This is a genomic window from Elusimicrobiota bacterium, assembly GCA_026388095.1.
Classification (GTDB): domain Bacteria; phylum Elusimicrobiota; class Elusimicrobia; order UBA1565; family UBA9628; genus UBA9628.
Map to the genome: position 1 here is coordinate 111,689 of JAPLKL010000075.1, position 25,097 is coordinate 136,785.

The 25,097-nt window shown below is 68.7% G+C and carries 25 protein-coding genes; 11 read left to right on the plus strand and 14 right to left on the minus strand.

What is annotated here, in order from left to right:
- Positions 1-20: 20 nt before the first annotated feature.
- Positions 21-1,208, minus strand: coding sequence for a serpin family protein (locus NTY77_19155; protein ID MCX5797614.1), 1,188 nt, complete (start codon positions 1,206-1,208; stop codon positions 21-23).
- Positions 1,209-1,235: 27 nt separating this feature from the next.
- On the opposite strand from NTY77_19155, the gene NTY77_19160 reads away from it, so the two are divergent.
- Entirely contained in the window at positions 1,236-2,102 is an 867-nt protein-coding gene (locus NTY77_19160) for a radical SAM protein (protein ID MCX5797615.1), read from the plus strand.
- Between the two features lie 3 nt (positions 2,103-2,105).
- On the opposite strand, the gene NTY77_19165 is transcribed toward NTY77_19160, so the two are convergent.
- The gene (locus NTY77_19165; GenBank protein ID MCX5797616.1) at positions 2,106-2,603 is read right to left on the minus strand and encodes a hypothetical protein; all 498 of its coding nucleotides are present in this window, start codon (positions 2,601-2,603) and stop codon (positions 2,106-2,108) included.
- The gene (locus NTY77_19170; protein MCX5797617.1) at positions 2,600-3,214 is read right to left on the minus strand and encodes a nitroreductase family protein; all 615 of its coding nucleotides are present in this window, start codon (positions 3,212-3,214) and stop codon (positions 2,600-2,602) included. Before NTY77_19170 ends, NTY77_19165 begins: the two co-directional genes overlap by 4 nt.
- 83 nt (positions 3,215-3,297) lie before the next feature.
- On the opposite strand from NTY77_19170, the gene NTY77_19175 reads away from it, so the two are divergent.
- Positions 3,298-4,992 carry a B12-binding domain-containing radical SAM protein gene (locus NTY77_19175; GenBank protein MCX5797618.1) on the plus strand — a complete coding sequence of 565 codons (1,695 nt, stop codon included), beginning with the start codon at positions 3,298-3,300 and terminating at the stop codon, positions 4,990-4,992.
- A 213-nt stretch (positions 4,993-5,205) separates the two neighbouring features.
- Here the strand turns inward: NTY77_19175 and NTY77_19180 are convergent, their stop codons facing one another.
- Positions 5,206-5,595: a hypothetical protein gene (locus NTY77_19180; GenBank protein ID MCX5797619.1), complete on the minus strand. Its 390-nt coding sequence runs from the start codon at positions 5,593-5,595 to the stop codon at positions 5,206-5,208.
- Between the two features lie 140 nt (positions 5,596-5,735).
- On the opposite strand from NTY77_19180, the gene NTY77_19185 reads away from it, so the two are divergent.
- From NTY77_19185 to NTY77_19195, 3 genes are all read left to right on the plus strand, one after another.
- Positions 5,736-7,559, plus strand: a complete 1,824-nt coding sequence (locus tag NTY77_19185) for a hypothetical protein (protein ID MCX5797620.1) — start codon at positions 5,736-5,738, stop codon at positions 7,557-7,559.
- Positions 7,560-7,719: 160 nt separating this feature from the next.
- Complete coding sequence (locus tag NTY77_19190; GenBank protein MCX5797621.1) at positions 7,720-8,061, plus strand: type II toxin-antitoxin system RelE/ParE family toxin; 342 nt, start codon at positions 7,720-7,722, stop codon at positions 8,059-8,061.
- Positions 8,058-8,435: a transcriptional regulator gene (locus tag NTY77_19195; GenBank protein ID MCX5797622.1), complete on the plus strand. Its 378-nt coding sequence runs from the start codon at positions 8,058-8,060 to the stop codon at positions 8,433-8,435. Before NTY77_19190 ends, NTY77_19195 begins: the two co-directional genes overlap by 4 nt.
- A 58-nt stretch (positions 8,436-8,493) precedes the next feature.
- Here NTY77_19195 and NTY77_19200 read toward each other — a convergent pair whose 3' ends face one another.
- On the minus strand, positions 8,494-9,426 hold the full coding sequence (locus NTY77_19200; GenBank protein MCX5797623.1) for a radical SAM protein: 933 nt from the start codon (positions 9,424-9,426) through the stop codon (positions 8,494-8,496).
- Between the two features lies 1 nt (position 9,427).
- Positions 9,428-10,231, minus strand: a complete 804-nt coding sequence (locus NTY77_19205; protein ID MCX5797624.1) for a formylglycine-generating enzyme family protein — start codon at positions 10,229-10,231, stop codon at positions 9,428-9,430.
- 126 nt (positions 10,232-10,357) lie between these two features.
- Between NTY77_19205 and NTY77_19210 the strand changes: the two genes are divergently transcribed.
- From NTY77_19210 to NTY77_19235, 6 genes are all read left to right on the plus strand, one after another.
- Positions 10,358-12,256: a hypothetical protein gene (locus tag NTY77_19210; GenBank protein MCX5797625.1), complete on the plus strand. Its 1,899-nt coding sequence runs from the start codon at positions 10,358-10,360 to the stop codon at positions 12,254-12,256.
- 118 nt (positions 12,257-12,374) lie between these two features.
- Positions 12,375-14,573: a SulP family inorganic anion transporter gene (locus tag NTY77_19215; protein MCX5797626.1), complete on the plus strand. Its 2,199-nt coding sequence runs from the start codon at positions 12,375-12,377 to the stop codon at positions 14,571-14,573.
- A 29-nt stretch (positions 14,574-14,602) separates the two neighbouring features.
- On the plus strand, positions 14,603-14,845 hold the full coding sequence (locus NTY77_19220; GenBank protein ID MCX5797627.1) for a hypothetical protein: 243 nt from the start codon (positions 14,603-14,605) through the stop codon (positions 14,843-14,845).
- 4 nt (positions 14,846-14,849) lie between these two features.
- Positions 14,850-16,010, plus strand: coding sequence for a hypothetical protein (locus NTY77_19225; GenBank protein MCX5797628.1), 1,161 nt, complete (start codon positions 14,850-14,852; stop codon positions 16,008-16,010).
- Complete coding sequence (uppP, locus tag NTY77_19230; protein MCX5797629.1) at positions 16,010-16,789, plus strand: undecaprenyl-diphosphatase UppP; 780 nt, start codon at positions 16,010-16,012, stop codon at positions 16,787-16,789. The genes NTY77_19225 and uppP overlap by 1 nt, the downstream gene beginning before the upstream one ends.
- Positions 16,790-16,824: 35 nt before the next feature.
- A complete protein-coding gene (locus NTY77_19235; protein ID MCX5797630.1) occupies positions 16,825-17,052 on the plus strand; it encodes a DUF167 domain-containing protein in 228 nt (75 codons plus the stop codon).
- 94 nt (positions 17,053-17,146) lie between these two features.
- On the opposite strand, the gene NTY77_19240 is transcribed toward NTY77_19235, so the two are convergent.
- From NTY77_19240 to NTY77_19275, 8 genes are all read right to left on the minus strand, one after another.
- A complete protein-coding gene (locus NTY77_19240; GenBank protein MCX5797631.1) occupies positions 17,147-18,973 on the minus strand; it encodes a hypothetical protein in 1,827 nt (608 codons plus the stop codon).
- On the minus strand, positions 18,970-19,407 hold the full coding sequence (locus tag NTY77_19245) for a zf-HC2 domain-containing protein (GenBank protein MCX5797632.1): 438 nt from the start codon (positions 19,405-19,407) through the stop codon (positions 18,970-18,972). Before NTY77_19245 ends, NTY77_19240 begins: the two co-directional genes overlap by 4 nt.
- The gene (locus tag NTY77_19250) at positions 19,404-19,934 is read right to left on the minus strand and encodes an RNA polymerase sigma factor (GenBank protein ID MCX5797633.1); all 531 of its coding nucleotides are present in this window, start codon (positions 19,932-19,934) and stop codon (positions 19,404-19,406) included. The genes NTY77_19245 and NTY77_19250 overlap by 4 nt, the downstream gene beginning before the upstream one ends.
- 109 nt (positions 19,935-20,043) lie before the next feature.
- Positions 20,044-22,035, minus strand: a complete 1,992-nt coding sequence (locus NTY77_19255) for a hypothetical protein (GenBank protein MCX5797634.1) — start codon at positions 22,033-22,035, stop codon at positions 20,044-20,046.
- On the minus strand, positions 22,028-22,909 hold the full coding sequence (locus NTY77_19260) for an ABC transporter ATP-binding protein (GenBank protein MCX5797635.1): 882 nt from the start codon (positions 22,907-22,909) through the stop codon (positions 22,028-22,030). Before NTY77_19260 ends, NTY77_19255 begins: the two co-directional genes overlap by 8 nt.
- Positions 22,906-23,277, minus strand: coding sequence for a GntR family transcriptional regulator (locus NTY77_19265; GenBank protein MCX5797636.1), 372 nt, complete (start codon positions 23,275-23,277; stop codon positions 22,906-22,908). The genes NTY77_19260 and NTY77_19265 overlap by 4 nt, the downstream gene beginning before the upstream one ends.
- Positions 23,278-23,526: 249 nt before the next feature.
- Positions 23,527-24,822 carry an MFS transporter gene (locus NTY77_19270; protein ID MCX5797637.1) on the minus strand — a complete coding sequence of 432 codons (1,296 nt, stop codon included), beginning with the start codon at positions 24,820-24,822 and terminating at the stop codon, positions 23,527-23,529.
- The coding region (locus NTY77_19275; GenBank protein ID MCX5797638.1) for a hypothetical protein at positions 24,819-25,097 on the minus strand (279 nt) is incomplete at its 5' end. The genes NTY77_19270 and NTY77_19275, both read right to left, overlap by 4 nt.

Consider the following 25,097-nt stretch of genomic DNA (forward strand, 5'->3'; position numbering starts at 1 on the left):
TGTCAATGGTTCCAGCCGGATCACCGCGCCGGCTTGGCGGGCGGCTCGTAGAGGGCGCCCAGGAACAGGAGCTCGCCGGTCGCGTTGTCCTCGACCGCGTAGAGGAACGGCCGGTCCGCGATGAACTCGAAGGGCGGGGCCGCGGGGCGCGCCGAGCCTCTGGACGCCATGACCACGGCGGTGGCCGCGGCGGCCTCGGTGCCCTCCTCGTTGACCTCGACGAAGGTCTTTTGCAGGACGCGGCTGATGAAGAGGCGGTCCGCGGGCTTGGTCGCCTCGGCCATCCCCGTGAAGTCGGCCCGGAGCCGGTCGAAAGCCACGCCCATGCCCAGGCCCGCGAGGGGCCCGCCGAGCGAGGCGCTGAAATCGAGTTTGAAGCGCGGCAGGCGGACAAGCCCCTGCTTCTCATTCAAGCCGCCGATGACCGCGCGCCAGCCGGCGGCGTTGGCGGTGGTCTCGATGAGAGAATCGAGCGGGCGGCCGGGCGCGGGCAGCAGCACGATCATGCCCAGCCGGCCGCCGCCGTAGGGCAGGCGGAGGGCCTGGAAGCCCTCACCCTCGAAGTAGGGATAGCCGCCGTAGCGCTCCATGAGCGGGCGCCTGACCACGGCGCCGCCGGCCAGATGAAAATCGTCCGGCCTGGTCCGCTCCTTCTTGAACTGGTCCGTCCAACTGCCCTTGAAGTAGACGGCGTTGAGCAGCAGCGCCCTGTCGCCGGGCCCGAACTTGTCCAGGATCGTGGGGATCTTGCCCTCGGTCTTTCCGCTGACCCAGGCATTGGCCTCGTCGGCGTCGGCGGGCATGAAGTCCCGCTCGAAGATCTCGGCGCGGAAGGCGGCGGTCACCGAGGAAGTGAAAGCCTCCTTGAACAGGAAGCCGCGCTTGAGCCAGATCGAGTTGGCCACGCGCAGCGTGACCTTGGGATCGGCCGACATCAAAGAGGCGATCCGGTTGGATTCAAGCGCCAGGTCCTCGGCGAGCGGCGGCGCCCCCAGCGCCAGGGCCATGGCCTTCTGCGTGTCGCCCGCGGAGCCGGCATAGGCCATGGACAGGGCCCAGCGCGCGCTGGAGGGAGACAGGAAGACGTTCTTGGCGGGGCTGGCGGAGGCGACCTTCTTGAAGAGGTCGAAAGCGAAGTCCTCGGGAGTTCGGGGGGCCGGGGCTGCGGCTACGGCTGCGGCCAGAAGAAGGGCTGGGGAGATGTTCATGCTTGGGATTGTATAAAATGGTCCCTTATGCAAGAGCCTATGTTCCGGCCTCCGGCCGAAGCGGACAGCCTGATCCTGCAGGTGGACCGGGGCTGTCCCTACAACCGCTGCTCCTTCTGCGGGATGTACTCGGGGGTGCATTTCCGCCGGCTGACCTTGGTCGAGATCGAGTCTGCGCTGGCGCGCCAGGCCCGCCCGGAGGCGCGGCGGGTATTCCTGGCCGACGGCGACGTCCTGCGCCGGCCTTTCGCCGAGCTGGCCGCGATCCTGAAGCTTTTGGGCGAGCGTCTGCCGTCCTTGGCCCGGGTCAACACGTACGCCACGGGCTCGGCCATCGCGGAGAAATCAGACGCGGAACTGCGCGCCTTGCGCGCTCTGCGCCTGCGCACGCTCTACCTGGGGCTGGAGAGCGGCGACGAGGCGGTGCTCAAGAGCATGCGCAAGGGGGAGTCGGCCGAGCTGATGGTGAGCCAGGGCCTGCGCGCCCAGGCCTGCGGTTTGCAGCTCTCCGTTATGGTCCTGCTGGGCCTGGGCGGCAGAGCGCGCAGCGCGGAGCACGCGCAAGCCACGGCCGCGGCGCTCAACCGGATGCAGCCGCGCCTGCTCTCGGCCCTGCGCGTGATACCGGTGCGGGGCACCGAGCTGCTGGAGCAGATCCGGGCCGGGCGTTTTTCGGAGCTCTCGGAGCACGAGGCGGCGCTGGAGCTGCGGGCCTTGCTCGCCGGGCTCAAGCTCTCGCGCACCGTGTTCCGCGCCAACCACGCCTCCAACGTGGTGCCTCTGGAGGGGTCTCTGCCCAAGGACCAGGCGCGGCTCTTGGCGGAGCTCGACGCCTTGCTGGACTCGGGCGAGCTGGACCAAGACTCGCCCGGCCCCGCGCCGCTCTGGCTGTAGTCGTCAGCGCGTCGCGGGGCGGATGGAGCGCTGGTAGGCCCAGTCGAGGATGTCCGGGTCGCGCGCGGCCTCCGTGCAGAGCCGCTGCGGGCTGGGCCGGATGCCGACCCGGCCGAGGTCGAGGCGGTCCGCGTCCCAGCAGGCAAGGACGGTGATGTCGCCGGTCATCAGGCCCTCGCTGTGGCCATGGCAGGCGTCCATGAGCAGCTTGAGGTCGCAGGCGGCGAGCTCGAAGGCGGACCCGGCCAAAGTCTGCGCGAACAGGGCCCCTCTGGCCCCATGTCCGGGGTCGCGGCAGTCATTGAGGCGCCGCGAATCGTGGAAGAGCGCGAAGAGCTCGATCACTCCGGGATTGGCGCCGGTCAGCCCGGCCAGGCGCAGGCCGTTGTCCCGCACGCGCTGCCAGTGGGCGCTGCCGTGGACGCCGTCGCAGTCGAGGGCGAACTGCTCTTGGATGATGCGCAGCAGCCTGCCGGCAGGAATGCTCTGGTCAGGGCTCATGGCAGGATGAGTTCGTCGAGGGGCCGGCGGGGGCGCGCTTTCGGCGATTCATCGGGATAGCCGACGGGGATAAGGGCCGCGACGTGGAGGTTCTCGTCCCAACCGAAGAGCTCGCGCACCCGGGCCTCGTCGAAGGCGCGCACCCAGCAGGTGCCCAGGCCGAAGTCCAAGGCCCGCAGGGCGATGTGCTCGCCGGCGATGCCCATGTTGAAGGCGATGCCGCGGGCGGCCAGGTCGCGAGGGCCGTCCACGAGGTCCTGGGTGCGGCGGCGGATGCTCTCGGCCATGGGGGCGGGGAGCTGGCCGTCGGCGCGCATGGCGTCTATGGTGGCGATGGTGCCGGCCGCGTAGGCTTTGATGTCCACGCAGCAGACGAGCACCACGGGCGCGGCGCCGATGAAGGGCTGGTCGTTGGCCACGGCCATGAGCTTGGCCTTGGTGGCGGGGTCCTGGACGATCTTGAAGCGCCAGGGCTGGGAGTTGCTGCCGGAGGGGGCCAGGCGGGCGGCTTCGAGGAGCTGGGTGAGGTGCTCTTCGGGCACGGGGTCGGGCTTGTAGCGGCGGATGCTGCGCCGCGCGAGTATGGCTTGCTTGGTGGTGAGCTCTTTCATGTGGGGATGATATCAAACGCGCCGCCGGCATGCGGCGCCAAATCGTGACCTCAAGAGCCGTCGTGGTATAATCTCGACGGCCTATGCCGCTTTCCCGGACTTCGGATCAACGGATCGTCTTTCTCCAGCTGCCGCGTCTCGATCCGGATGTCTCCATGCCGGGCGAGAACGTGATGCTGGCCGCGGCCGGTCTGCAGCACGCGCTGCGTACTTCGCGGGAATGCGCGGCCTGGAGCATCCTGCCCACGCCCGCGGAGCAGGACAGCTCCGATAATGCCGTCCTGGCCGACGCCATCGTCAAGCTCGAGCCGACGGTTGTGGCGTGCACCGTCTATCTCTGGAACGTCGAGCGCAGCATCCGGCTTCTGGGGTCGCTGAAAAAGAGGCTCCCGCGCCTGCGCGCCGTGGTCGGCGGCCCTGAGGTCTCGCGCGACCACCCGCTGCTGGGACCCGCGGCCGGCATTGATGTCGAAGTGGCCGGCGAAGGCGAGACGGTCTTCCCCGACGTCCTGGCCGCGCTGCGCCAGGGGCGGGCGACGGACTGGCGCGGCGTGGGCTGGCGCCGCGGCCGCACGCTGGCCTGGGGCAAGCGCGCGGCGCCGACGCGGCCGCTGGCCGAGTTGCTGCCGCCGGCCGAGGCCGAGATCAACCGTCCGGACGCGCACGGCATGGCTTATCTTGAGACCAACCGCGGCTGTCCGATGCGCTGCGCCTTCTGCTGCTACAATCTGCTGCGCCGCGGCTGGAGCAGCCTGCCGCCGGCCGAGACCGAGCGCCGCATCCGCGTGCTGCGCCGGCGCGGCGTCCGGGAGATCCGCCTGGTGGACCCGACCTTCAACGCGCATCGGCGGTTCCGCGCGACCTTGGCCGCCATGCGCCGAGCCAACGCGGACAAGAAGGTGCGTTTTTTTGTGGAAATCCGCGCGGACACTCTGACCGCGGCCGACGCGGCGGCGCTGGCTGCCGCGAATGTGACCGAGGCGGAGGTGGGCGTGCAGAGCACGGATCCCGCGGTGCTGCGCCGCATCCACCGGCCGGCGCGGCTGGACCTGGCGCGGCGCGGCATCGAGCTTCTAATCGAGCACGGGATCAAGCCGACGATCGACTTCATGTACGGCCTGCCGGGCCAGGGCCTTGATGATCTTTCGCGCTGCCTGGCGTGGCTGGAAGCCTTCCCGGAAGCGCACCAGCAGTTCCTGCCGACCTTGCTTTTGCCGGGGACGGAATTGCGCGAACGCTGCCGGGAGCTGGGCCTGCGCGGCCAGAGTCTGCCGCCGTACCGGGTGCTGGCCACCGATCGCCTCAGCTCGCGGCGCTTGGCCGCCGTCGAGGCGGATGCGGAGCGGCGCATCGGGGGGTTCGACTCGCCGACGCGGTGTTTCGTGGGCCGCCGGCTGCCGGATCTTTTCCCGGAGCGGGTCCGGGGTTTCGAGGCCCGGGGCTCGTCCAACCGCCGCGCCGCGATCTTCTCGGGGGCGGATCTTTTCGCGCGGCGAGAGGCCATCACGGGCTGGATGAAAAAGGCGGTGCGCCGCGAGCCGGATATCTTATGGCAATTCGTTTTTGCGCCGCAGAGCGAGGAGCCGTTGGACCTGCTCGTTGCGGCCATCGCCGCGGTGCGCCGCATGCCGGGGCACTGGCTCGACCGGATGGTTTCGCCGGCCGGCACGACGCGTTTTGCCGCTCGCCGCGTGCTGATGCGGCTGCCGCGCAACCGCACGTTCGATCCGGGCTGGCGCGCCGCGGTCGAGGGTCTGCTAGCCAGCGTGTTCCACTAGAGACTTGCCCTCAGCAAGCGATCCCCGGACGTCTCGGGCGACGGGCCGGGGGATAGGTGATAGCCGGCAGCATGGTGACGCCGCCCGATGCCTCGCGCAGGCGGCGGATGGCCTCATAGAGGGCCTCGATCTGGATGTCGTGGCAGGCGGCCTCGACCTTGAGTTTTTCAGTTTGGTCTCGAGGTCGTCGCTTGGGTCCGCGCCGGGCGCGCCTCAGGTCCCGCCGCGCCCCCCATCCCAGAAAAGCCGCCCCTTCCACCGGTAATTGCCGTGTTTCTCCCGCTCGATCCACCCCATATCCAGCAGCACGTTGATGCGGCGCTTGACCACATCCACCCCAAGGCCCGTCGCCTTCGTGATGTCCGAGCGCGAGAACTCCCCGGCGCGCTCGCAGGCCTTGGCCACCGCCTCCAGGTCCGCGGCCAGCTCGTGCGGATCAGAGCCGCCGTCGGCCAAAGGCGCGGGCGGCGCCACAGGCGTCGGGAAGGGCAGCGAAGGCTGGCGCGGCGCGCGGCGCCAGCCCGCCAAGCCCGCAGCGAAGTCCAGCAGGGCGTCGGCCCATCTGCTGATGGCGCAGAGCACAGCGCTGAATGCAGGAAGCATAGGGGGTCCGGGGACAATCGATTATAGCAATCGGGACCTCACACTAGACCCAAATCCGCCTAGGTCCTTCTCATCCTCCCCCCCGGCCACTTGGCCCAGGCGTTGCCGCCCCCCGCCGGCTACCCTCTCTCTCAAGGCGTATGAAAACCAAACCTTCCCTAATAGCAGCCGCGGCCTTGCTCCTCTGCGCCCCTCTCCAAGCCGCAGTCATCACCGCCGCCCCCGTCTCCGGCATGGCCGTCCCCGGCGGCGCCGCCTCGGCCGTCGGCGCCATGCGCCTCTCGCCCGTCTCCACCTTGCAGCTTCAGCCCGGCCTCCTATCGCCCAGCCTCACACCCAGCCTCGCCCCGGCCGTAGAGGTGTCCGTCCGGCCGGCACCGGCGGAACTTCCGATACCGCAGGTGTCCCCCGTCCCCGCGATCGCCCCCATCGCCGCTCTCACACCGGCCCAGGTCCCGCAGGAGCAAGCTCCCCAAGTCACGACCCAACAGAGCCTCGAGACCCTCGCCGACTCCGCCAGCAAGGGCAAAGACGAGGACATCCCCCAGTTCTACGACCAACAGGCCGCGGTCCGCACCCCCGGCGCCTCCGAGGGCGCCGACGGCCCCAAAGCCGTCCGCATCGAGATCGACGAAGGCCTCAACCCCAACTGGGTCAAAGGCCAGATCAAGCGCAGCCGGCAGGCCGACCCCGCCACCCTCGCCTTGCAGAAGAAGGCCCAGACCAAGGGCTTCCGCAAGACCGCCCTCAACAAGGAGCTCCTGGCGGCGCACAACAACCGCTACACCGACGAGCTCCCCGTCGGCCGCGTCACCGACCAGAAAGACTCCGGCCGCTGCTGGATCTTCGCCGGCCTCAACATGATCCGCGACCAGCTCGTGGCCAAGGGCAAGGTCTCCAAGGACTTCGAGTTCTCCGAGAACTACCTCTATTTCTACTCCCAGCTCGAGCGCGCCAACAAGCACATCGAGAAAGTCATCCGCGGCCTCTACCTCAAGGGCGGCGCCGGCGAGCCCTTGAAGACCTTCGGCAAGCTCAGCCCCGAGGTCGGCGACGGCGGCGGAATGGAAGCCCTCCAGTTCTTGATCAACAAGTACGGCCTCGTGCCCAAGTCCGCCATGCGCGAGACCAAGAGCTCCGGCAACACCACCCTGCTCGACGCGGACCTCGACTACGCCATCGGCAAGACCATGCAGGAGCTCCAGGCCGACGCCCGCAGCCTGGTCACCGGAAAGGGCGGCGGCGGCGTCATGGAGATCAAGCGGCAGGGCCTGGAGCGCGTCTGGAAGATCCTCTCCGCGCACCTCGGCATCCCCCCCACCCGGTTCAACTACGGGACCAAGGCCGCCCGCAAGAGCTATACCCCCAGACAGTTCGCCGCGCGCTTCGCGCGCTTCGACCCCCGCGACTACGTCGTCATCGCCGCTCTGCCCCACCTGCGCCACGGCGTCGCCTATGAGCAAGCCGACTCGAGCCTCGGCGTGGCGGCCAAGAAGAAGGACAACTACAACTGGCGCTACCTCAACGTGGACGTCGACCGCATGGAAGAGCTCGTGGTCAAGTCCATCCAGAGCGGCAAGGCCGTCTATTTCCGCGCGCCGGTGGGCCGCGACATCGACCCCAAGACCGGCATCATGCACCCGGCGGTCTATGACCGCGAGGCCCTCTACGGCGTGGCGGACGCCTCCGAGCGCCTCTCGCGCACGAAGGATTTCGACCTCGGCCTGGAGCGCGGCGGGCATCTGATGGTCTTCACCGGCTTCGACCGGCCCGACGCGAACGGGCCGGTGGTCAAGTACAAGGTGGAGAACTCCTGGGGCCCCAAGGCCGGCGACCAGGGAGTCTTCCACATGTACCGCGAGTGGTTCCGCCAGTACGTCACCTACATCACCGTGCCCCGCAGCCTGCTCGAGAAGTCCGAGCGCAGAGCCTGGGACCGCAAGGCCAGGCCCGATCCGGACTGAGCGCGCCAGGGCGGGCCCAACCCCGGATTCCTCGCCGACGGTAAGAAAATCCGTCCCGCCGAGTAATGGCCCACCCGCCCTGGGGAACTTTTTCGGCCCGAGCTCGTATGTATTGTAGGGAGCCGCGCCCTTGACAGACTGTCGTTTATAGGATACACTTATGATCAGCGACATGCCGCCGCGCAAGAGGAAGGTCCTCCACTATGTCGTCGACGGCAGAGATGTCTTCGGAGAATGGCTTGACCGCCTCGGGGACGTCGCCGGCCGCGCCGCGATCCTCAAGCGCATCGGCCGGGCGGAGGACGGCAACTTCGGGGATCATCGTCCCGTCGGCGCCTGCGTCCGCGAGATGCGCATCGATTTCGGGCCGGGCTACCGCCTCTACTACGGGGAGGACGGACCAAAAGTCGTCCTGCTCCTCTGCGGGGGAGACAAGTCGACGCAGCAGAAGGACATCCGCAGGACTCAGGAGCTGTGGGCGCAGTACCGGAGGCTGACATGAATCGCACCGTTTCTCATCACGAGTACCTGATGAAGCACCTCACCGCCCCGGCGGAAGCGGCAGCCTACCTCGATTCCGTCGCGGAGGATGGCGATATCAGGTTCCTGCTCAAGGCCATCCGCAATGTCGTAGAGGCCCAAGGCGGCGTCGGGGTCCTGGCGAAAAAGACGAAGCTGAGCCGGACCACTCTATACAAGACACTGTCTGAGACCGGCAACCCGGCGGTGAGCACATTAGACGCCATCCTGGCCGTGTACGGCATCCGGCTCGGTTTTTTCCCCGCAGCCCGCGAGCCCGCCGGCCGCCTGCGGCGCTCCGCCTGGCCTGGGTCGCACGGCGGCGCGCAGTACCCGGGCGCCATAATGGGCCATTGACGCGCTGGTGGCCTGCCCAAAGGCCTGTCGCGACACTGCCGCCGCAATCGGGACCGGCCTAGCCGCGCGCCGCGCGGGCCATGGCCCGCCGGGAGATCCAGCCCTGCGTGCCCGTGGAGCAGTAATACACCGAGATGCTCCTCTTGGCCTTGGCCGCGGCCAGAAGCACCTCCAGCGCCGCCTCCTCGCTGGCCTCCACCCCCGACCAGGTCAGCCCGGAGCGCCGCGCATGCGCGCGCCGGCCCGACAGGCGCGAGACATTGGCCGCGGAAGCGAAGAGCTCGTGCAGGATCAGGTGCCGGCAGCCCAGCTCCTCGAGCTGGCCCAGCAGGACCAGGACCCGCCCCTTATCCTCCGGGATCATCGGGATCTCGACCTCCACGTCCTTGAAGACCTCCAAGGCCATGCCCACCGGCGCCGGGTCGTAGCCGTTGGCCGCCAGATTCACGCGCAGGCCGCTCACCCCGGCCGACTTCAGCTGCTTGAGCACCGGCGCGCTCAGAAGATCGCCGTTGGTGTACAGGTCGATGCGCAATGAGCGGCCGAAGCGCTTGCGCAGAGCCCGGGCCAAGGCCAGGACCTTCTTTTTCTCAAGCAGGGGCTCCCCGCCGCTGATGCCCACGCTCTTGACGCCCAGGCTCGCGAGCAGCTCGACCCCTTCTTTCAGGGAGCGCACCGAACGGCCGTGCACGCTCATGCCCGCCGCGCGCGGCTTCGGGTTGAAGCAGAAGAAGCAGTCCCGGTTGCACTTGAGCGTCATCACCAGGTTGCTCCCCTGGCCTTGCAGGCAAGGCCGGCAGCCCATGGGCAGCTGCTTGGTGAAAAGCGTCATGCGCTTCGGCCAGCCCTTGATCCCCGCGGCCCTGAGCTTGCGCAGAAGGGCCGCGCGCCGCTGGCCCGAGTCCTTGGCCGCCGGCGCCAGCAGACGCTCGCGGGCCAGGCCCAAAGCGTAGCGCTGCAAAGCCTCGGAGGGAGCGCGCGGGCGGGTCATGCTAGCGGGATCTCCTGCGCGCCGCACGCACCGGCCGAAACCCGCCGTCATCGACCGGGATGGCCGGGTCGAATGCGCCGCGGTCGACCACGCGCATGGATTTGGCCCCGTTGTGCCAGGCGCTGCCGCGGCCCACGCGGCGTGCGCCGGCCGGCTTGTCCCTGTCCCGGACCCATTGCCAGACGTTTCCCGCCATGTCGCAGAGGCCCTGCTTGGTGTCGCCCTTGGGCTTGGAGCACACCGGCCAGGTGGACTTGCGGCCGCAGCCCCAGCCCTGGCCGTCCATCACGGCCCTCTCGCAGTCCGGCTCCTGGCCGCCCCAGGGATACTCCTGGTCCAGGCCCGCGCTCCGGGCCGCATATTCCCACTCGGCCTCGCTGGGCAGCCTGCCCCCCGCCCAATTGGAGAACACGCTCGCCTGATGCCAGCTCACGCACACCACCGGCTGATCATCGCCCTGGAAAGAGGCGGGCAGGTTCCCCGGCTTCCAGCGCTCTCCATCGTATACGTAGCAGGTCCCATCCGAAAAATGCGGCGGAGTGCACGCCGCGGCCTTCACGCAGGCCTGATACTGAAGGTTGGTCACCGGGGCCTTGGCCATCTCGAACGGCTTCAGCGTCACGCGCCGGCCCGGCTGCGCGGAGCCCTCGGCGCCCGGCATGAAGCCCCCGCCCGGGATGCGGAGCCAGCGCAAGCCGTCTTTGGCCGCCGGCTCTGGCGTTGGCGCCGCGGCCAGCAGAAAGACCGCGCAGGACGCGGGCAGGATGAACGGACGGCACAGACGCCCCAGGTTCGCGATGGACATGACTCAATGATACAAAAACGGCTCCACACCGAGACCTGGGACCCAGAACCCCTAGGCCGTTTGTCCGACGGAGCAGGGGCCCACAAGGCCCAGAGGGAATCATTGAAACAGACCTAGAATCAGGCTATGCGGGGCAGACGACCCGTCGCAGCCGTGTTGGCCGCCCTCATGCTCGGCCAAGCTTGGCTGCCGGCCGGCTTATTTGCGGGCGGAGCCGCGGTCGCGCCCGTGCGCGCAAGCGCGCCGGCCAGCCCGGTCGCAGGCTACAGCGGCGCGGCCTTGGGCGCGGGCCTGGCCAGCGGCCTCGACACCCGGCTCTCGCCTTTAAGCGCCCCATTGAGCGGCCCGATTTTCTCGGCCCAGGCGGTCCCGACCGTCCAGGGCCAGCCAGGCGCCGCGGCCTTGCCGCTCTTGCCCCCCACGGCTCTACCCGCCCCTGCGGCCGTCCCCCAGACCGCGGACCCCGCGGCTCAGGCTCTGGCGGCCTTGCCGGCCTTCGCAGTGGAAGGCGCCCAGCTCCAGGCCGAGGCTCTGGCCCAAGAGCACGGCCGCTTCTCCGAAGGCGCGGCCCGGGCCCGCACGGACATCCTCTCCACCCTCAAGGCCCTCTTCTACGACAAGGCCGCGCAGGCCGCGCGCGCCAAGGAAGTCGAGGGCATAGACCCCGACTGGGTCAAGCAGATGGAGCGCAAGGACCAGCGCCTGCCCGAGACCACCAAGCGCAGGCGCGGCGCGCTGCAGAAGGAAGGCTTCACCGAGGCCGCGCTCAACCGCGAGCTGGTGGCCAAGCACGACAGCTCCTACACCGACGAGCTGCCCATGGGCCGAATCACGGACCAGCAGGACACCGGCCGCTGCTGGATCTTCGCCGGGCTCAACATGATCCGCTCGCTCTTGATGTCCGAGGGCAAGGTCCCCAAGAAGTTCGAGTTCTCCGAGAACTACCTGCACTTCTTCAACATGCTGGAGAAAGCCAACCGCGCCTTCGAGAAGACGGCGGACCTGGCCGTGCAGCGCGCGGACGGCAAGAAGGTCTCCGACCGCAAGCTCCGCGAGGTCGCCAACCTGGACCCCGACAACACCCTCAGCGACGGCGGCGCCTTCGAGTACTTCCAGTTCCTGGTGGCCAAGTACGGCATGGTGCCCAAGGCCGCCATGAAGGAGACCGACAGCTCCAACTCCACCAAGACCCTCAACGACGAGTTGGCCCTCTCCTTGGCCGGCAGCATCGAGGAGCTGCTCGCCCAGACGCGCGGGCTCAAGGCCCCGGCCGCGGCGCGCAAGACCGCGGCGATCAAGAAGGCGGCGCTGCAGCGCGTCTGGAAGATCCTGGCCTCGCACCTGGGCACCCCGCCCGAGACCTTCAAGTACCGCGCCTCCCCCAAGGGCCGCGCCCAGGAGTTCACGCCGCAGGACTTCTCCAAGAAGTTCGTGGGCTTCAAGCCCGAGGACTACGTGACCGTGGCCAGCCAGCCCAACCTGCCCGAAGGCGCGACCTACCGCATCAAGCGCTCCGCCATCGGAGCCGCGCGCAAAGGCGAGCGGCGCTACGACACGCGTTACCTCAACCTGGGCGTCGACCGCCTTGAGGAGCTCGCTTTGGCGTCCTTGCAGGGCGGCCAGCCCGTGTACTTCTCGGCCGACGCCGGCAAGGACATGGACGACGCCACCGGCATCATGCACCCCGACATCTACAAGCGCCCCCGCGCCTACGGGCTGAGCAAGGCCGAGGCCAAAGCCAAGGCCTCGCGGCGCTTCGCCAGCTTCATCAAGGCCGCCGGCGCCAACCACATCATGCTCATGACCGGCTTCGACCGGCCGGACTCCAAGGCCCCGGCGGTCAAGTTCAAGGTGGAGAACTCGTGGGGCAAGGCCGCCGGAGACCACGGAGTGTTCCACATGTACCGAGAGTGGCTGAGGGACAACGTCTACGACATCATCGTGCACAAGAAGTTCCTGACCCCGGCGGAACGGAAGCTTTGGAAGGGGCGGGCGAAGAGCGTCAGCGAGAAGGACATCTACTGAGGCGGCGGCCCTTCAACGGCACGGCCGTCCCCGCGGGGGGACGGCCGGATTTCCGTCCAGACAGCTAGCGCTGTCTGGACGGAAATTCATTTTAAGAGAAAAAGACTATAATCGCTCAATGGCGTACGAAAAGAGCGCTTTGACCGGCGACGCCTGGGGCGGCCTGGCCGCCTCGCTCGTGGTCCTGCCCCAGTCCATCGCCTTCGGAGTGGCCACTTACGCCGCTTTCGGCCCCGCCTACGCGGCCTACGGCGCCTTGGCCGGCTTTTTGGGCGCCGCGGCCATAGGCCTGGCCGCATCAGCGGCGGGCGGAGCGCCGCGCCTGATCTCGACGCCCTGCGCGCCCGCGGCCGCGGTCATGGCCCCTTTGGCCGCGACGCTGCTGCTGCACGTGCAGAGCCCCGAGCAGGTCATGGTGCTCTTGCTCGTGGTCGGGCTCCTGGTGGGGCTTCTGCAGATCACCTTCGGCCTCCTGGGCGGGGGCACGCTCATCAAGTACATCCCCTATCCCGTGGTCACGGGCTATCTCTCCGGCGTGGCCATCCTCATCGTCCTGAGCCAGGGACCCAAGCTCCTCGGCCTGCCCAAGGGCATGGCTTTGACCCCGGGCCTCTGGACGTTGTCGGCATGGCGCTGGGAAGCGGTGGTGGTGGGACTGACGACCATCGCCGGCATCTACGCGGGGCCCAAGCTCACCAAGAAGATCCCGGCCACCGTGCTCGGCATGACCGGCGGCGTGCTGGCCTACCTGGCGCTGGCGCTCTGGCGCCCCGACCTGCGCGTCACGGCCGGCAACCCGTTGGTCATCGGCCCCCTCGGCCTGCAGGCCGCGGGCTTCGGCGCCTGGACCACGCGCTGGGCCGTGGCTGCGGCTTTGGGGTTCTCCCAGGTGCGCGAGCTGCTCTTCCCGGCTTTGACCCTCGCCATCCTCCTTTCCATAGACACCTTGAAGACCTGCGTGGTCCTCGACGCCATGACCGGCACGCGCCACGACTCCAACCGCGAGCTCATCGGCCAGGGCCTGGGCAACGCGCTCTCGGGCCTGGCCGGCGGCATGCCCGGCTCCGGCGCCATGGCGCCCACCGTGGTCAACCTCTCCAGCGGCGGCCGCTCCCGGGCCTCGGGCCTGTTCTCGGCCGTCTTCGTGGTGGCGGCCTTCCTGCTGCTGAGCCGCGCCGTGGCCTGGCTGCCCCTCTCGGCCTTGGCCGGCATGCTCATCGTGCTGGCCGGCCGCATGTTCGACTGGCACAGCTTCCACCTCCTGCGCCAGCGCGCCACCTGGTTCGACTTCGCGGTCGCCGCCGCGGTGGTGGCCACCGCGGTGTCCGTGGACCTGGTCCTGGCCTCGGGCGTGGGCCTGGCCCTCTCCATCCTGCTCTTCATCCGCAACATGATGCACTCCTCCGTGGTGCGGCGCAAGGTCTACGGCGACCAGGTCTTCTCCCACCAGAGGCGGCTGCCCGCGGAGGCGGCGGTCCTGGCGCGCGAGGGCTCCAAGATCGCCATCTTCGAGCTGCAGGGCTCGCTCTTCTTCGGCACGGCCGACCAGCTCTACACCGACGTCGAGCCGGAGTTCTCCCGGCGCAAGTACTTCATCTTCGACATGAAGCGCGTGCTCTCCGTGGACTTCACCGCGGCGCACATGCTCGACATGATCGAGAACCGCCTCTTCGAGCGCGGCGGCCGCCTGCTCTTCGCCAACATCCCCCAGACCTCGCCCACGGGCCAGGACCTGACTTCGTACCTGCGCCTGCTGGGCCTGGCCGACCCGGCGCGGCGCGCGCATCTCTTCCCCACCTTGGACGACGCTTTCACTTGGGCCGAAGACCGCATACTGGCCAAGAACCTGGGGGGCGCGGCGCCCGATTCGCCCCTGCCTTTGGAGGAGATCGACCTGCTCAAAGGCCTGGACCCCTCGTGCCTCGCCGCGCTCAAGGCCTGCACCGGCTCGCGGGCGCTGGCGCCGGGGGAGCCCGTCTTCAAGCAGGGCGACGAGGCGGCCGACGAGATGTACCTCATCCGCCGCGGCCGGGTGCGCATCGAGCTCGACGTGGCCTCGGGCGGCCGGCGCCTGCTGGCCGTGTTCTCCCGGGGCGATTTCTTCGGCGAGATGGCCTTCCTGGACCGCGGCCGGCGCGCGGCCTCGGCCGTGGCCCTGGCCCCGACCGAGCTCTTCACGCTCTCGCGCCGGCGCTGCGAGGAGGCCGCGAGCCGCGACCCGGAGCTGGGCCTCAAGCTGCTCACCCGGCTCTCCAAGGCCCTGGCCCTGCGCCTGCGCCAGGCCGACGCGGAGATCCGCGCTTTACACGAAGCCTAATTCCTATAATTAGTGGACCGGAGGAAACCATGACCAAGAAGAAACACACTCAGACCGATTCCAAGACCGACGACACCACCGGCACCTACGCCTACGACAAGAAGCTGGGCAAGGTGGTGAAAGTCTCCAGCAAGGTGCCCGGAGTCTCGTCGAAAGGCAAGGGCGGAGGATTCGACGACATGCCTTCCGGCGGCGGCTGCGACGGCTGTCCCTCGGGCGGCTCCTGCGGCATGGGAGGCATGGGCGGGATGGGAGGAATGGGCGGCTTCTAGGCTGATGAAGTTCCTCTGGCTCTGCGCCGCGCTCCTGGCTCCCACGGCCTCGTTGGCCGAGGACAGCCAGCCGCCGATGAACCCGCTGACGGCCAAGGCCGTGGCCGAGTTCCAGGCGGGGGCGAAGGCCGCGGCCTGCTCCGACGCCACGGCCGCGCTGGGGATGAACCCCAAAGACGAGAAGGCCATGGGCATCTCCAAGCTGACCTGCGGCGAGAAGCCCATCGACAAGATGGACTTCAAGAAGAAGCCGCAGAAGGACGTGGAGGAGGAATCCGCCAACCTCAAGCCCAAGCCCTTCTCCGGCAAGGCCAACGCTCCCCCGGACCAGCGCCAGCAGCAGCCTCAGCAGCAGTCTCTGCAGGGCACGCAAGGCAGCGGCCTGGATACCGGCGGGCTGCCGGACGAGAACATCCCCTCCCAGGTCATCAGCGCGCCTCCGTCCGGGCCGGGCGTCCTGGACCAGCCCACGCCCTATGACAAGCTCATGGAGTCGCAGTCGCTCTTGTCCCAGGGCAAGCCCGCCGAGGCCGCGGCCGCGGCCCGGCGCGCCGCCGAGCTGCAGCCCAACAACTCGCGGGCTTTCGACGCCTGGGCCGAGGCCACCCGCGAGCTGCGCAACTACGACCAGCTGCTCGCCATCTCCGAGCGGGGCCTGAAGTCCTTCCCCAAGGACCTGGACCTTCTCAAGAACAAGATCTTCGCGCTCAACAAGAAGAAGGACTACGCGGCGGCCATCGCGACCGCCGACCAGGCCCTGGCCCTCTACGCGACGGACGCCACGCTCCTGACCTTGAAGGCTTACGCCCAGGGCCGCAGCGGCGACCATGACGGCATGGTCAAGACCTTGGAGACCGCCTTCGCGCTCGACCCGACCTTCGAGCCGCTCTTGCTGGAGGCGCGCGCCTCCAAGGACGGCGAGCCTTTCCTCATGCCCGGAGACGCCAAGGAGGCGCCCCGCCAGGCCGTCCCGGTCAAGCGCGAGCGTGCGCCGGTCACGGGCCTGCTCATCTTCGGCGGGCTGCTCTTGCTTCTGGCCGTCCTGGCCGCGCTGGCCTTGCTGGGCGTGTTCAAGCGCGGCGAGGCCGCGGCCGAGCCCGGCCCCGAGCCGCCGCCTCCAGCGGAACCGCCCGCCTCGCCCCCGGCCGCTCCGCCGGCCCCCTGATGAGCTATCTGCACGCCGCGGTCCTTGGCTTGGTCCAAGGCCTGGGGGAGTTCCTGCCCATTTCGAGCTCCGCGCACCTGGTGCTGGTGCCCTGGCTCTTCAAGTGGAGCTACCAGGGCCTGGACTACGACGTGGCCCTGCATTGGGGCACCATGATCGCGGTCTGCGTCTATTTCTGGAAAGACTGGGTGGAGCTCCTCAAGGCCGGGCTCTCCAAGGCCGAGTCCGCCCAGCGCCGGCTCTTCTGGGCCATCGCGCTGGCCACCGTTCCGGGCGGCGTCGTCGGCCTCCTGCTGGAGAAGCGCGTCGAACGGGACCTGCACTCGCCCGTCATCATCGCGCTGACCTTGGCGGCCTTCGGGCTTTTGCTGGGCCTGTCCCAGCGGCTGGGCCGCCAGCAGAGGCGGACCGAGGACCTGAGCCTGCGCGACGTATTCCTGATCGGCTGCGCCCAAGCCTTGGCCGTGGTTCCCGGCGTGTCGCGCTCCGGCTCCACCATGACGGCCGGACTGCTCTTGGGCCTCAAGCGCGAGGAGGCGGCGCGGTTCTCGTTCCTGCTCATGGTCCCCATCGTCATCGGCGCCGGGGTCATGAAGCTGCGCCACGTGGGGGCCGAGGCGGCGCACGGCGCCTTCTGGTTCGGGATACTCGTCACCACGCTGGTGGGCCTGGCCTGCATCAAGCTCCTGCTCGCTTATCTCAAGGACCGCGGCGTCGGCGTCTTCGTGGCCTACCGCCTTGTATTCGCCGCCCTCGTTCTCGCCGCGGCCCTGCGCTGATGGGGTCAGACCCTCACACACTTCACAAACCTGCCATGGAAAAGCTCCTGCGCGTGAAGGTGCACCCGGACTCGCGCGAGAACCGCCTGGAGGAGAAAGGCCCGACCGCCTATGAGGCCTGGGTCAAGGCCGAAGCCGAGCAGGGCAAGGCCAACGCCGCGGTGCTCTCCTTGCTCGCCGCGCGCTTGGGAATAGAGGCCAAGCGCCTGCGCATCATCAAGGGCGCGACCGCCCCTTCCAAGATCGTCGCTGTCCTGGGCTAGACCCGTTCTGGTGCCGGTGGTCAACTTTGTCAACTTATTAACTTCCCAATTGGAATAAGTTGAAAAGTTAAGAAAGTTGACCCCCGGCACCGCATTAGGGCGCGTTCCGCTCCCACTGCTCCTTGGCCGACTCTTCTTTCCGCGCGGCGGCCTCGGCCCTCTCCGGCTGGCCGGTCTCGCTATAGAGCTCCTTGAGCTGACGCCAGGGAGCGTCCCAGACCGGATCGAGCGCGGCCTGGGCCTCGAAGCGCGCGATGGCCTCCTCTTTGCGCCCCAGCTTGCGCAACGCCGAGCCTTCCTGGTAGTGGACATTCACGTAGTCGGGCGCCAGCGCGCGCACCCGCTGATACTGCGCCACGGCCCGGTCCAGGTCGCCCGGGTCCGCGCGGTCCTGCAGGACGTTGCCCGCGAAGTACTGGCTCATGACATAGGCGGGTGAGCCCGGGACCACCCGCTCGTATTCCTGCAGGGCCTTGTCCCAGGACCCCTCCTTCGAGTGGTAGATGGCGACATTATGACGGATGTCCGATCGGAAACAGCGCACGCAGTACCAGCCCAGGCCCAGAGCCGCGGCGAGGACCGGGAGCATCAGGAGGCGGCGCGCCCCGCCCCCGAAAGGCAGGGGCGCGGCCAGCACCGGGGCCGCCGGGCCGGACTCGGCGCAGGCCAGGACCCCCAGCAGGCCGGCCACGAAATACATGAGCCAGCCGGGCATGACATAGCGCGACGAGCTGCTCAGCAGCATGGCGAGCAGGGCCGCGGCCAGGGCCGTGAAGAGTCCCAGCGTGCAGACCGGATCTTCCCGCCCCGCGTCCCGGCCGAGCAGCCGGCGCCAGCCCTGCAGCAGCAAAGCGCCGAAGAGCCACAGCCATAAGCCCAGGCTGACCAAGCCGCCCTCCGTCCATTGCTCCAGGAGCTCGTTCTCCGGGTGGTCGGTCTCGGTGTTGTGCTTATGCTCGAAGAGGATCACTTCCGGCGTGCGGAAGGCGGGATACCTGACCCAGTAGGAGCCGGGGCCCGAGCCGAGCAGAGGCTGGGAGAGGTTGAGCGCCAGCGTCCCTTTCCAGGTCTTGGGCAGGAACTTGGCTTGGGAGGAGAGGTCGTAGTCCCGGTGCTGCGGCCGGCCCTCGGCCGCGGGCCCGCGGCCCGAGCAGAGCAGGCTGGCGACCGCGCACAGCGCGGCCAGCCCGATCGCGGCGGCTCTCTTGCGCTCCGGCAGCACGAAGAAGGACAGCCCGGCGAAGAGCGCCATGATCGCGACGAAGAAGATGCCTTCCCAGGCGGAACCGGTCCAGCCCAGCACGGCGCAGCTCAGCAGGGCGACCGCTCCGACCGCGCCTCTGAGCCGCCTGGGCAGCTCATCGTCCAGCGCCCAAGCCAAGGCCAGCGGCGCGCAGACCAGCAGGTAGCTGGCCAGGAAATTCGGGTTCCCCATGGTTGAGAACACCCGCGTCCCGAACGCTCCTTTCCAGACGAACGGGTCCAGGCCCAGGCACTGCAGGAAGCCGTAGAGGACGACGACGGCCCAGCTGCCCAGGATGACGCCGACCGCCTGACGCAGGTCGCGCCGGGAGAAGACCGCCAGGGCCAGGATGACGGCGAGCAAAAAGCACTCCTGCGTAGCGAAGCCGTTCAAGACCGCCCAGCGGTGCTCCGCGAAGGCGAAGCGCAGGGCGTTCCACGCCAGGAGCAGGACCGCCGGGCCGAGCACGGGCAGGGCCCGGGACGGCAGCTCCAGCCGGCCCTCCTCGAGCACCCCGACGGCCCAGACGGTCAAGGCCGCCAAGGTCCCCAGCTGCAGGAAGGTGATCTTGATCATGCACGAATCGTAGGTGCGCAGGTAGAACGCGATGGGCAGCACGATAGCCAGGGCCTGCAGGAGCAGGCGGACGAGCGCACGCCACGACCAGTCCATGTTCATGGCGACCTCCTGATGACGGAGACGGTGGAGGTATGCGGCGCGCAGACCGACAGGGGACTGTCGCTGCAGCCCTGCATGGGGACTCCCGGCCCCAGGATCGAGGCGGAGACCGAGAGCAGGAAGGCCGCGAAGCTCAAGACGAGGGCCAAAGACGGGACGCTCTGCGCCCATGGGGCGAGGGCCTCAGCCGCCGGACGCTGCGCGGGCCGCGCAGACCGGCCCGCCAGGCTCCGGCGCAGGCCGGCCTTGAGCTCCGGCGGCGCGGCCAAGGCCGGCACGGCGCGCAGTCCCGCAAACAGCCGCCGCCAGGATTGAGCCTCGGCCGCGCAGCGGGCGCAATGCGACAGATGCGCCTCCACCCGGCGCTGTTCCCAGGCGACGAGCCGGCCTTGGACATGGAGATCGAACAGGTTCTTCACGCAGGCACAGATCATGGTTGTTCTCCCGGCTGTTCCTTGAGCCAGCCGCGCAAAAGCCGCCGGGCTCGGAACAGGCGCCCGGCCACGCTGCCCACCGGCCAATCGAGGATGTCCGCGGCCTCCTCGTAGCTGCGTCCCTCCACGTCCACCAGCACGACACAGGCCCTCAGGTCTTCCGGAAGTCGGGCCAGCCCCTGGGCGATCCGGGCCTGCGTCTCGCCGCGCAGCGCGGCGCTTTCCGGAGATTCCTCGGGAGAGGCTCTCCACTCGCCCGCGTCCGCGGCCTCGAGAGGCACTTCCCGACGGCGGCCCTGGCCGCGCCGCCGGTTGAGATAGACCCGGTACAGAAGACGATGCAGCCAGCCGCCGAAGTCGAAGGCCGGGTCGTAGCGTCCGGCCTTCTCCAGCGCGCGCAGGAAAGCCTCCTGCACGAGGTCCTGGGCGTCCGTCTGGTTGCCGGTCAGCCTGTAGGCGGCGGCATAGGCCCGGTCGCTGTGCTCCTCGATGAGCCGGTCGACGTTGGTCCGGGACTGTGGGGGCATGGCCGCTAAGAGCACACCTATACTACACCGCCGCGGCCGGAAAAATTACACCGGTGGTGCCGGTGGTCAACTTTCTCAACTTTTTCAACTTGTTCCAAGCCGCCGGGCCTCACATCAGCTTCCTGGCCTTGCCTTCCCAGTCCACGAAGAAGGTCCTCTCCCCGTCATGCAGGAAGAAGCCCGCGGGCACGGATTGGACCGAGTCGCGGCCGTTCTTGGGCCGGCAAGGCAGCTCCCAGCAGGCCTTGAGCGCGCCGCTCTTGGCGTCGAGCCTAGCCAGCCAGCGGCCGCTCAGCAGGGCCCAAAGCTCGCCGTCTCCCACGCGCAGGAGGATGGGGAAGCGCGACAGGCCTTGGCTGGGCTTTCCCTTCTGCCGCGGCAGGGCCGCCAGCGCCGGCGCCAGGTCCAGCAGGGGAGCTGCGCTGCCGTCCGGCCGGATCATGAGCAGCGTCCGATTGGTGAAGTTGCTCCACAAGGTCCCGTCCGCGGACAGGCCGGCGGCATAGAAGCGCTTCCCCGGCCAGGGCGTCTGCGCCTTGGCGCCCGGCCGGCAGAGCACCATGGTCGACGCGCCTTTCTGATCGAACGCGTTGAGCGCGAACACGGGAGCCGGCTTGGCGGTCACGGCCGGGAACAGGCTCAGCTCGAACATGATGCCGTCCACAATCTTTCCGGGCAGGCGCCAGGTCCGGCCGCGCCAGGAGATGGACTTGCCGTCCTTGCCCGCGGCCGCGGCCAGGCCCAGCTCGGCCCAGCCCTCGGAGAACATCTTGGGAAGCTCCCCGGCGACGGACCGCGAGGCGGCGAGGCCCTGGGCCGAGAGCGGGGTGAACCTCTGCTTGCCGTCACCGGACCAGCCCAAGGTCCCCACTTGAAGGCCGCGATGCACCAGTTGCCAGCCGCCGTCGCCGGCCAGCGGCAGTTGCTTGAAGCGCTCCCCAGGCCGGCCGTGCATGAGCGTGCGGCGCCAGGAATTGAGCAGGGGCTTGCTGTGCAAAGACCAGAGCGTGCCGTCCGCGTCCCATTCGGCCGACTGGTTGCGGTCCAGCAAGGGCACGTCGAAGATGTCCCCCAAGGTGACCCGCTCCCCCGGCGCCAGCACGGTCCGCCTGCCGTCGGGCTTGAGCAGCATGAGCCTGCCGTCCATGTCGCCGACCAGAAGACCCTGCGCGTCGGCCTCCCGCAAGCCCGGCACCAGGCGCAAGGCCAGACTGTGGGCCCGAGCGAAGTAGTCCTCGTGGCGGATAGGCTGCGGATGGTGCACCAGACACCCGAAAGCGCGGACCATGGCCAGCACGCAGAGCACGGAGCCGAAAGACACGGCCAAGCCGCAGAGCGTGAAGTCCAGCCAGCCCAGGCCCGCGCGGCGCTCCAGGCGCGAGGCGCAGCGCCCCAGAGCGTAGGCCGCCCCGCTCAGGCACAGGGCCTCGATCATGAAGAGCCCGCCCGGCCGCAGGAGTTCGCGCTCGTCGTAGAGCGCCTGCATCCCGCTGGCCGCGGCCAGGGCCGTAGACCCTATGCCGGCCAAGCCCAGGCCCAGCAGGCCCCCGGCCAAGCCGTGGCCCAGGCCGTAGGCGCAGACGAAGCTCGCGGCCAGGATGTAGCCCAGGTTGAAGGCCAGCAGGCGGAACACGGCGCGCTGGAACTCGGGCGCGGACCAGACCAGCTCCGTGAAGGTGGTGCGCCAGCCCGGGCTCACGGCCGCGGCCATGAGCAGGACGACGGCGGCCAAGGCAGCGAGTTGCAGGGCCGCGGCGGCTAAAGCCATGGCCGCCCGGCGCGCGGGCGAGGCGGGCAGGACGGACTCGGCCGCCGCGGCTGGCTCGGCGCGCAAGCCGACGCCCGCCGAGGCGCCCAGGAGCGCCGCGGCGCCGGGCAGGCCCACCGTGGTCCAGAACAGGAACAGCGCGTCGATGGCGGCGCGGCGGTCCGCGTGCCCGATGACCGCTCCGAGCCACGCCAGCGGCAGGGTCACGATGAAAGCCGCGGCCAAGCCGACGAAGGCCAGCCGCTGCTTGCGCAGCTCCAGGCGCGGCAGCTCGAAGAACCAGCTCGGGATGCGCGGCAGGACGATACGGACGTGAGGCTCTTGTTCAGTCATGGCCCGCACCTCCCGGCCCGGCCAGCAGAAGCTTGAGCGTCTCCTCGAAGGGCAGGGGCTCGGCATGGACGTCTTGCAGGCCCGCGGCCGCCAGGTCGCGGACCGCGGCTTCGCTGAACACCGCGAACTCGGCCAAGGGCCCGTCCCGGTACAAGCGCGCCGCGCTGAGCCCCGGAGGCAAGGACGCCGGGGGCTCCCAGCGCCCGGTGACGCGCCGGGCGCCGGAGCGCAGAGCCTCGGCGTCGTGCGCGGTCAGCCGGCCGTCGGCGAGCACCCAGATCTCGTCGAGCAGCCCGGCGAGCTCCTCCATGCGGTGGTTGGCGATGAGGAAGGTCCGGCCCTCGCTGCGCAGCTCCTCGATGAGATGAGCGAGCAGCTCCTCGCGCACCAAGGCGTCCAAGCCCGAGGTCGGCTCATCTAAAAGGAAGAGCTGGGGCTCGTGCGCCGCGGCGCAGACCCAGGCCAACTTGCCCAAGGTCCCCTTGCTCGCGCTGGCCACCTTGGCGGCCGGATCGAGCTTGAGCCGGCGGCAGAGGTCCTCGGCCTTGTCCTCCTTCCACAGCGGGAAGAAGCGTCGCCGCAGTTCCAGCACCTCGCGGATGCTCATGAAGTCGTGGAAGGCCGGCCGCTCCGGCACGTAGCCCACGCGCGCGCGGATGGATCCGGAGCCGTCGGGCTTGCGGCCCAGTACCTCGATGGTTCCGGAGTCCGCGGCCAGGATGTCGAGCAGGATGCGCAGCAGGGTGGTCTTGCCCTCGCCGTTGCGTCCCAGGAGACCCACCACCTTGCCAATCTCCGCGGTTGCGCTCACGCCGCGCAGGACTGGTTTGCCGGAGAAGGAACGGCTCACGCCCTCGAATCGGATGGCGTTCATGGCTCCTCCTTGCGCGCTTCCTTCAGGACGGCCTCGATCTCCGGCCAGCCCAGGCCGCCGCGCCGGACGTGGCGCAAAGACTCGCGCAAGCCATCGCTCAGCTCGGCCATGTTGCCGGGCAGGCGCTTGACGGCCGAGGCCGAGATCACGCTGCCTTCCCCTCGACGGCTCTCGAAGAAGCCTTCCGCGGTCAGCTCCCGATAGGCGCGCGCCACGGTGTTGGGGTTGACGCGCAGGCGCACGGCCAAGGCGCGTATGCTGGGCGCCTCGTCGCCGGGCTTGAGCTGGCCGCGCGCCACCAAGCCGCGCAGGCCGGCCTTGATCTGGTCGTAGAGCGGGACCGCGGAGTCGGGGGCGATGCGGATCATGGTTGTGTACTAGCTTGCTAGTACAGCATACACCCCGGCGATTGATTTGTCAAGGCCCCAAAAAGTCTCTTGGGAATGACGAGGGACGGGTGCCAGGCTTTGACTTCGAATAACGAATAAGGTGCCGGTGGTCAACTTCGAATAAGGTGCCGGTGGTCAACTTTGTCAACTTATTTAACTTATCGGAAGGAAAGTTGAAAAGTTAAGAAAGTTGACCACCGGCACCCAACCGAGGGGCGCCGGCGCGGACTAGTGGGCGGCGTGCTTGGTCGACCTCACGTTCCAGACGAAGAGCATGAGGACGGCCCCGATGATGGCGAACGGGACGGGCCAGATCTTCCAGACGTCCCAGCCGAAGTTCGTGGTGATCTTGCCCACGAACCAGCCGGTGAACGGAGCGGCGAAGAAATACTGCGCCCCGTCGAAGATGCCCGCCGCCGAGGCCGAGCCGTGCTTGCCGCCGACGTCCATGGAGGCCGCGCCCATGATCACCCCGTGCACCCCGTTGACGAAGAACGACAGCAACGACAGGCAGAGCACCGTCTCCCACCCGCCCAGGCACTTGGCGCCGACGAAGTAGAAGATGACGAGGCTGACCGCCATGCCCAAAAAGCCCGCGCTGATGACCGGCGCGCGGCGTCCCATCCGGTCCGAGATGGGGCCGAGAGCGAAGCCTCCCAGGATGCCGAAGACGGCGATGCCCCAGGGCATGACCTGGGCGACGGGGCTGGTGCCGGTCACCCCGATGACCTCCTTCAGGTACAACGGCCACCAGGAATCGACGACGCTGCGCCGCACGAAGCCGATCATGATCGAGGCCAGGGCGAAGATGAGGACGTTCCTGTTGCTGACCACGCCCTTGATGAGCTCCCACGTGCTCGGCTTGACCCGGGCCCGGCCCTGGTCCTCGGGGATGACGGCCGGGTACCCGGCCTCCTCCGGCTTGTCCGTGACGAAGAAGTAGTCGAGGCCCGCGACGACGGCGACCAGGGCGGCGGGGATCCAGAAGCCCCAGTACCAAGTCGTGGCCGCGGCGATGGCCGGCACGCCCGAGAAGGCGAAGACCAGGCCCATCCGGATCAGGATGCCGAAGATGGCGCTGAAGGTGCCGCGCTCGTGAGGGGCGAACCACTGGGAGTTGATCTGGATGATGGCCATCGCGCCGAAGGACTGGAAGTAGGCGTTGACCGCCCAGACCGCCGACATGATGTAGGCCGTCTCACGCGGGGCGAAGTGGCCGATGAGCCAGTGGCCGGCGCCAAAAGCGATGTTGGCGGCCACCACGCCGGCCGAGCCGATGAGGTAGGCCTTGCGGCCGCCGATCCGGTCGACGATGGCGGCGTTGATGATGACCGACAAGCCGTAGAAGAAAGGCAAAGACGTCTCGAGGATGGAGAGGTCCTGCTTGGTCCACCCGAAGGCGGCGAGCAGAAGGGGAGAGATGGCCGAATAGTTGTACCGCGACATCATGAAGAGCGCGTACAACACGCCGATGATGATCCAGTTCTGCCGGCGCCGCCACTCGAAAGAAAGCTGTCCGTTCATGACATTCTCCAAGACTTCGGGTCTACGGGAGAAACACCAATTGGGCGTCCATTATCCAATATTTCGTGCGCCCGCGCGCGTCCGGCCGGATAAAATCTGTCTGACACCAGGTTCGGGGACACAATACTTAATTCCAGAGATAAGTATTGAGCCTCTCGTAAGAACTCGGTGCGAAGACCTTTGGCGACGCAATGAGGGGCCGACTTGATGCACCAGTTTGCTTCGGCTCGTCCTAAAATCCCTTCTTGGGTCGCGCTGTTGCCCATGCCCGACCC

What these genes read in the sequence shown, in the direction of transcription:
- NTY77_19195 (MCX5797622.1), top strand. Translation starts at nt 8,058, where the DNA reads ATGAATCGCACCGTTTCTCATCACGAGTACCTGATGAAGCACCTCACC.
- NTY77_19165 (MCX5797616.1), bottom strand. Translation starts at nt 2,603, where the DNA reads ATGAGCCCTGACCAGAGCATTCCTGCCGGCAGGCTGCTGCGCATCATC.
- NTY77_19175 (MCX5797618.1), top strand. Translation starts at nt 3,298, where the DNA reads ATGCCGCTTTCCCGGACTTCGGATCAACGGATCGTCTTTCTCCAGCTG.
- NTY77_19250 (MCX5797633.1), bottom strand. Translation starts at nt 19,934, where the DNA reads ATGCCCCCACAGTCCCGGACCAACGTCGACCGGCTCATCGAGGAGCAC.
- NTY77_19270 (MCX5797637.1), bottom strand. Translation starts at nt 24,822, where the DNA reads ATGAACGGACAGCTTTCTTTCGAGTGGCGGCGCCGGCAGAACTGGATC.
- NTY77_19240 (MCX5797631.1), bottom strand. Translation starts at nt 18,973, where the DNA reads ATGAACATGGACTGGTCGTGGCGTGCGCTCGTCCGCCTGCTCCTGCAG.
- NTY77_19225 (MCX5797628.1), top strand. Translation starts at nt 14,850, where the DNA reads ATGAAGTTCCTCTGGCTCTGCGCCGCGCTCCTGGCTCCCACGGCCTCG.
- NTY77_19265 (MCX5797636.1), bottom strand. Translation starts at nt 23,277, where the DNA reads ATGATCCGCATCGCCCCCGACTCCGCGGTCCCGCTCTACGACCAGATC.
- NTY77_19200 (MCX5797623.1), bottom strand. Translation starts at nt 9,426, where the DNA reads ATGACCCGCCCGCGCGCTCCCTCCGAGGCTTTGCAGCGCTACGCTTTG.
- NTY77_19185 (MCX5797620.1), top strand. Translation starts at nt 5,736, where the DNA reads ATGAAAACCAAACCTTCCCTAATAGCAGCCGCGGCCTTGCTCCTCTGC.
- NTY77_19260 (MCX5797635.1), bottom strand. Translation starts at nt 22,909, where the DNA reads ATGAACGCCATCCGATTCGAGGGCGTGAGCCGTTCCTTCTCCGGCAAA.
- NTY77_19245 (MCX5797632.1), bottom strand. Translation starts at nt 19,407, where the DNA reads ATGATCTGTGCCTGCGTGAAGAACCTGTTCGATCTCCATGTCCAAGGC.
- NTY77_19170 (MCX5797617.1), bottom strand. Translation starts at nt 3,214, where the DNA reads ATGAAAGAGCTCACCACCAAGCAAGCCATACTCGCGCGGCGCAGCATC.
- NTY77_19220 (MCX5797627.1), top strand. Translation starts at nt 14,603, where the DNA reads ATGACCAAGAAGAAACACACTCAGACCGATTCCAAGACCGACGACACC.
- NTY77_19205 (MCX5797624.1), bottom strand. Translation starts at nt 10,231, where the DNA reads ATGTCCATCGCGAACCTGGGGCGTCTGTGCCGTCCGTTCATCCTGCCC.
- uppP (MCX5797629.1), top strand. Translation starts at nt 16,010, where the DNA reads ATGAGCTATCTGCACGCCGCGGTCCTTGGCTTGGTCCAAGGCCTGGGG.
- NTY77_19255 (MCX5797634.1), bottom strand. Translation starts at nt 22,035, where the DNA reads ATGACTGAACAAGAGCCTCACGTCCGTATCGTCCTGCCGCGCATCCCG.
- NTY77_19155 (MCX5797614.1), bottom strand. Translation starts at nt 1,208, where the DNA reads ATGAACATCTCCCCAGCCCTTCTTCTGGCCGCAGCCGTAGCCGCAGCC.
- NTY77_19235 (MCX5797630.1), top strand. Translation starts at nt 16,825, where the DNA reads ATGGAAAAGCTCCTGCGCGTGAAGGTGCACCCGGACTCGCGCGAGAAC.
- NTY77_19190 (MCX5797621.1), top strand. Translation starts at nt 7,720, where the DNA reads ATGATCAGCGACATGCCGCCGCGCAAGAGGAAGGTCCTCCACTATGTC.
- NTY77_19215 (MCX5797626.1), top strand. Translation starts at nt 12,375, where the DNA reads ATGGCGTACGAAAAGAGCGCTTTGACCGGCGACGCCTGGGGCGGCCTG.
- NTY77_19160 (MCX5797615.1), top strand. Translation starts at nt 1,236, where the DNA reads ATGCAAGAGCCTATGTTCCGGCCTCCGGCCGAAGCGGACAGCCTGATC.
- NTY77_19180 (MCX5797619.1), bottom strand. Translation starts at nt 5,595, where the DNA reads ATGCTTCCTGCATTCAGCGCTGTGCTCTGCGCCATCAGCAGATGGGCC.
- NTY77_19210 (MCX5797625.1), top strand. Translation starts at nt 10,358, where the DNA reads ATGCGGGGCAGACGACCCGTCGCAGCCGTGTTGGCCGCCCTCATGCTC.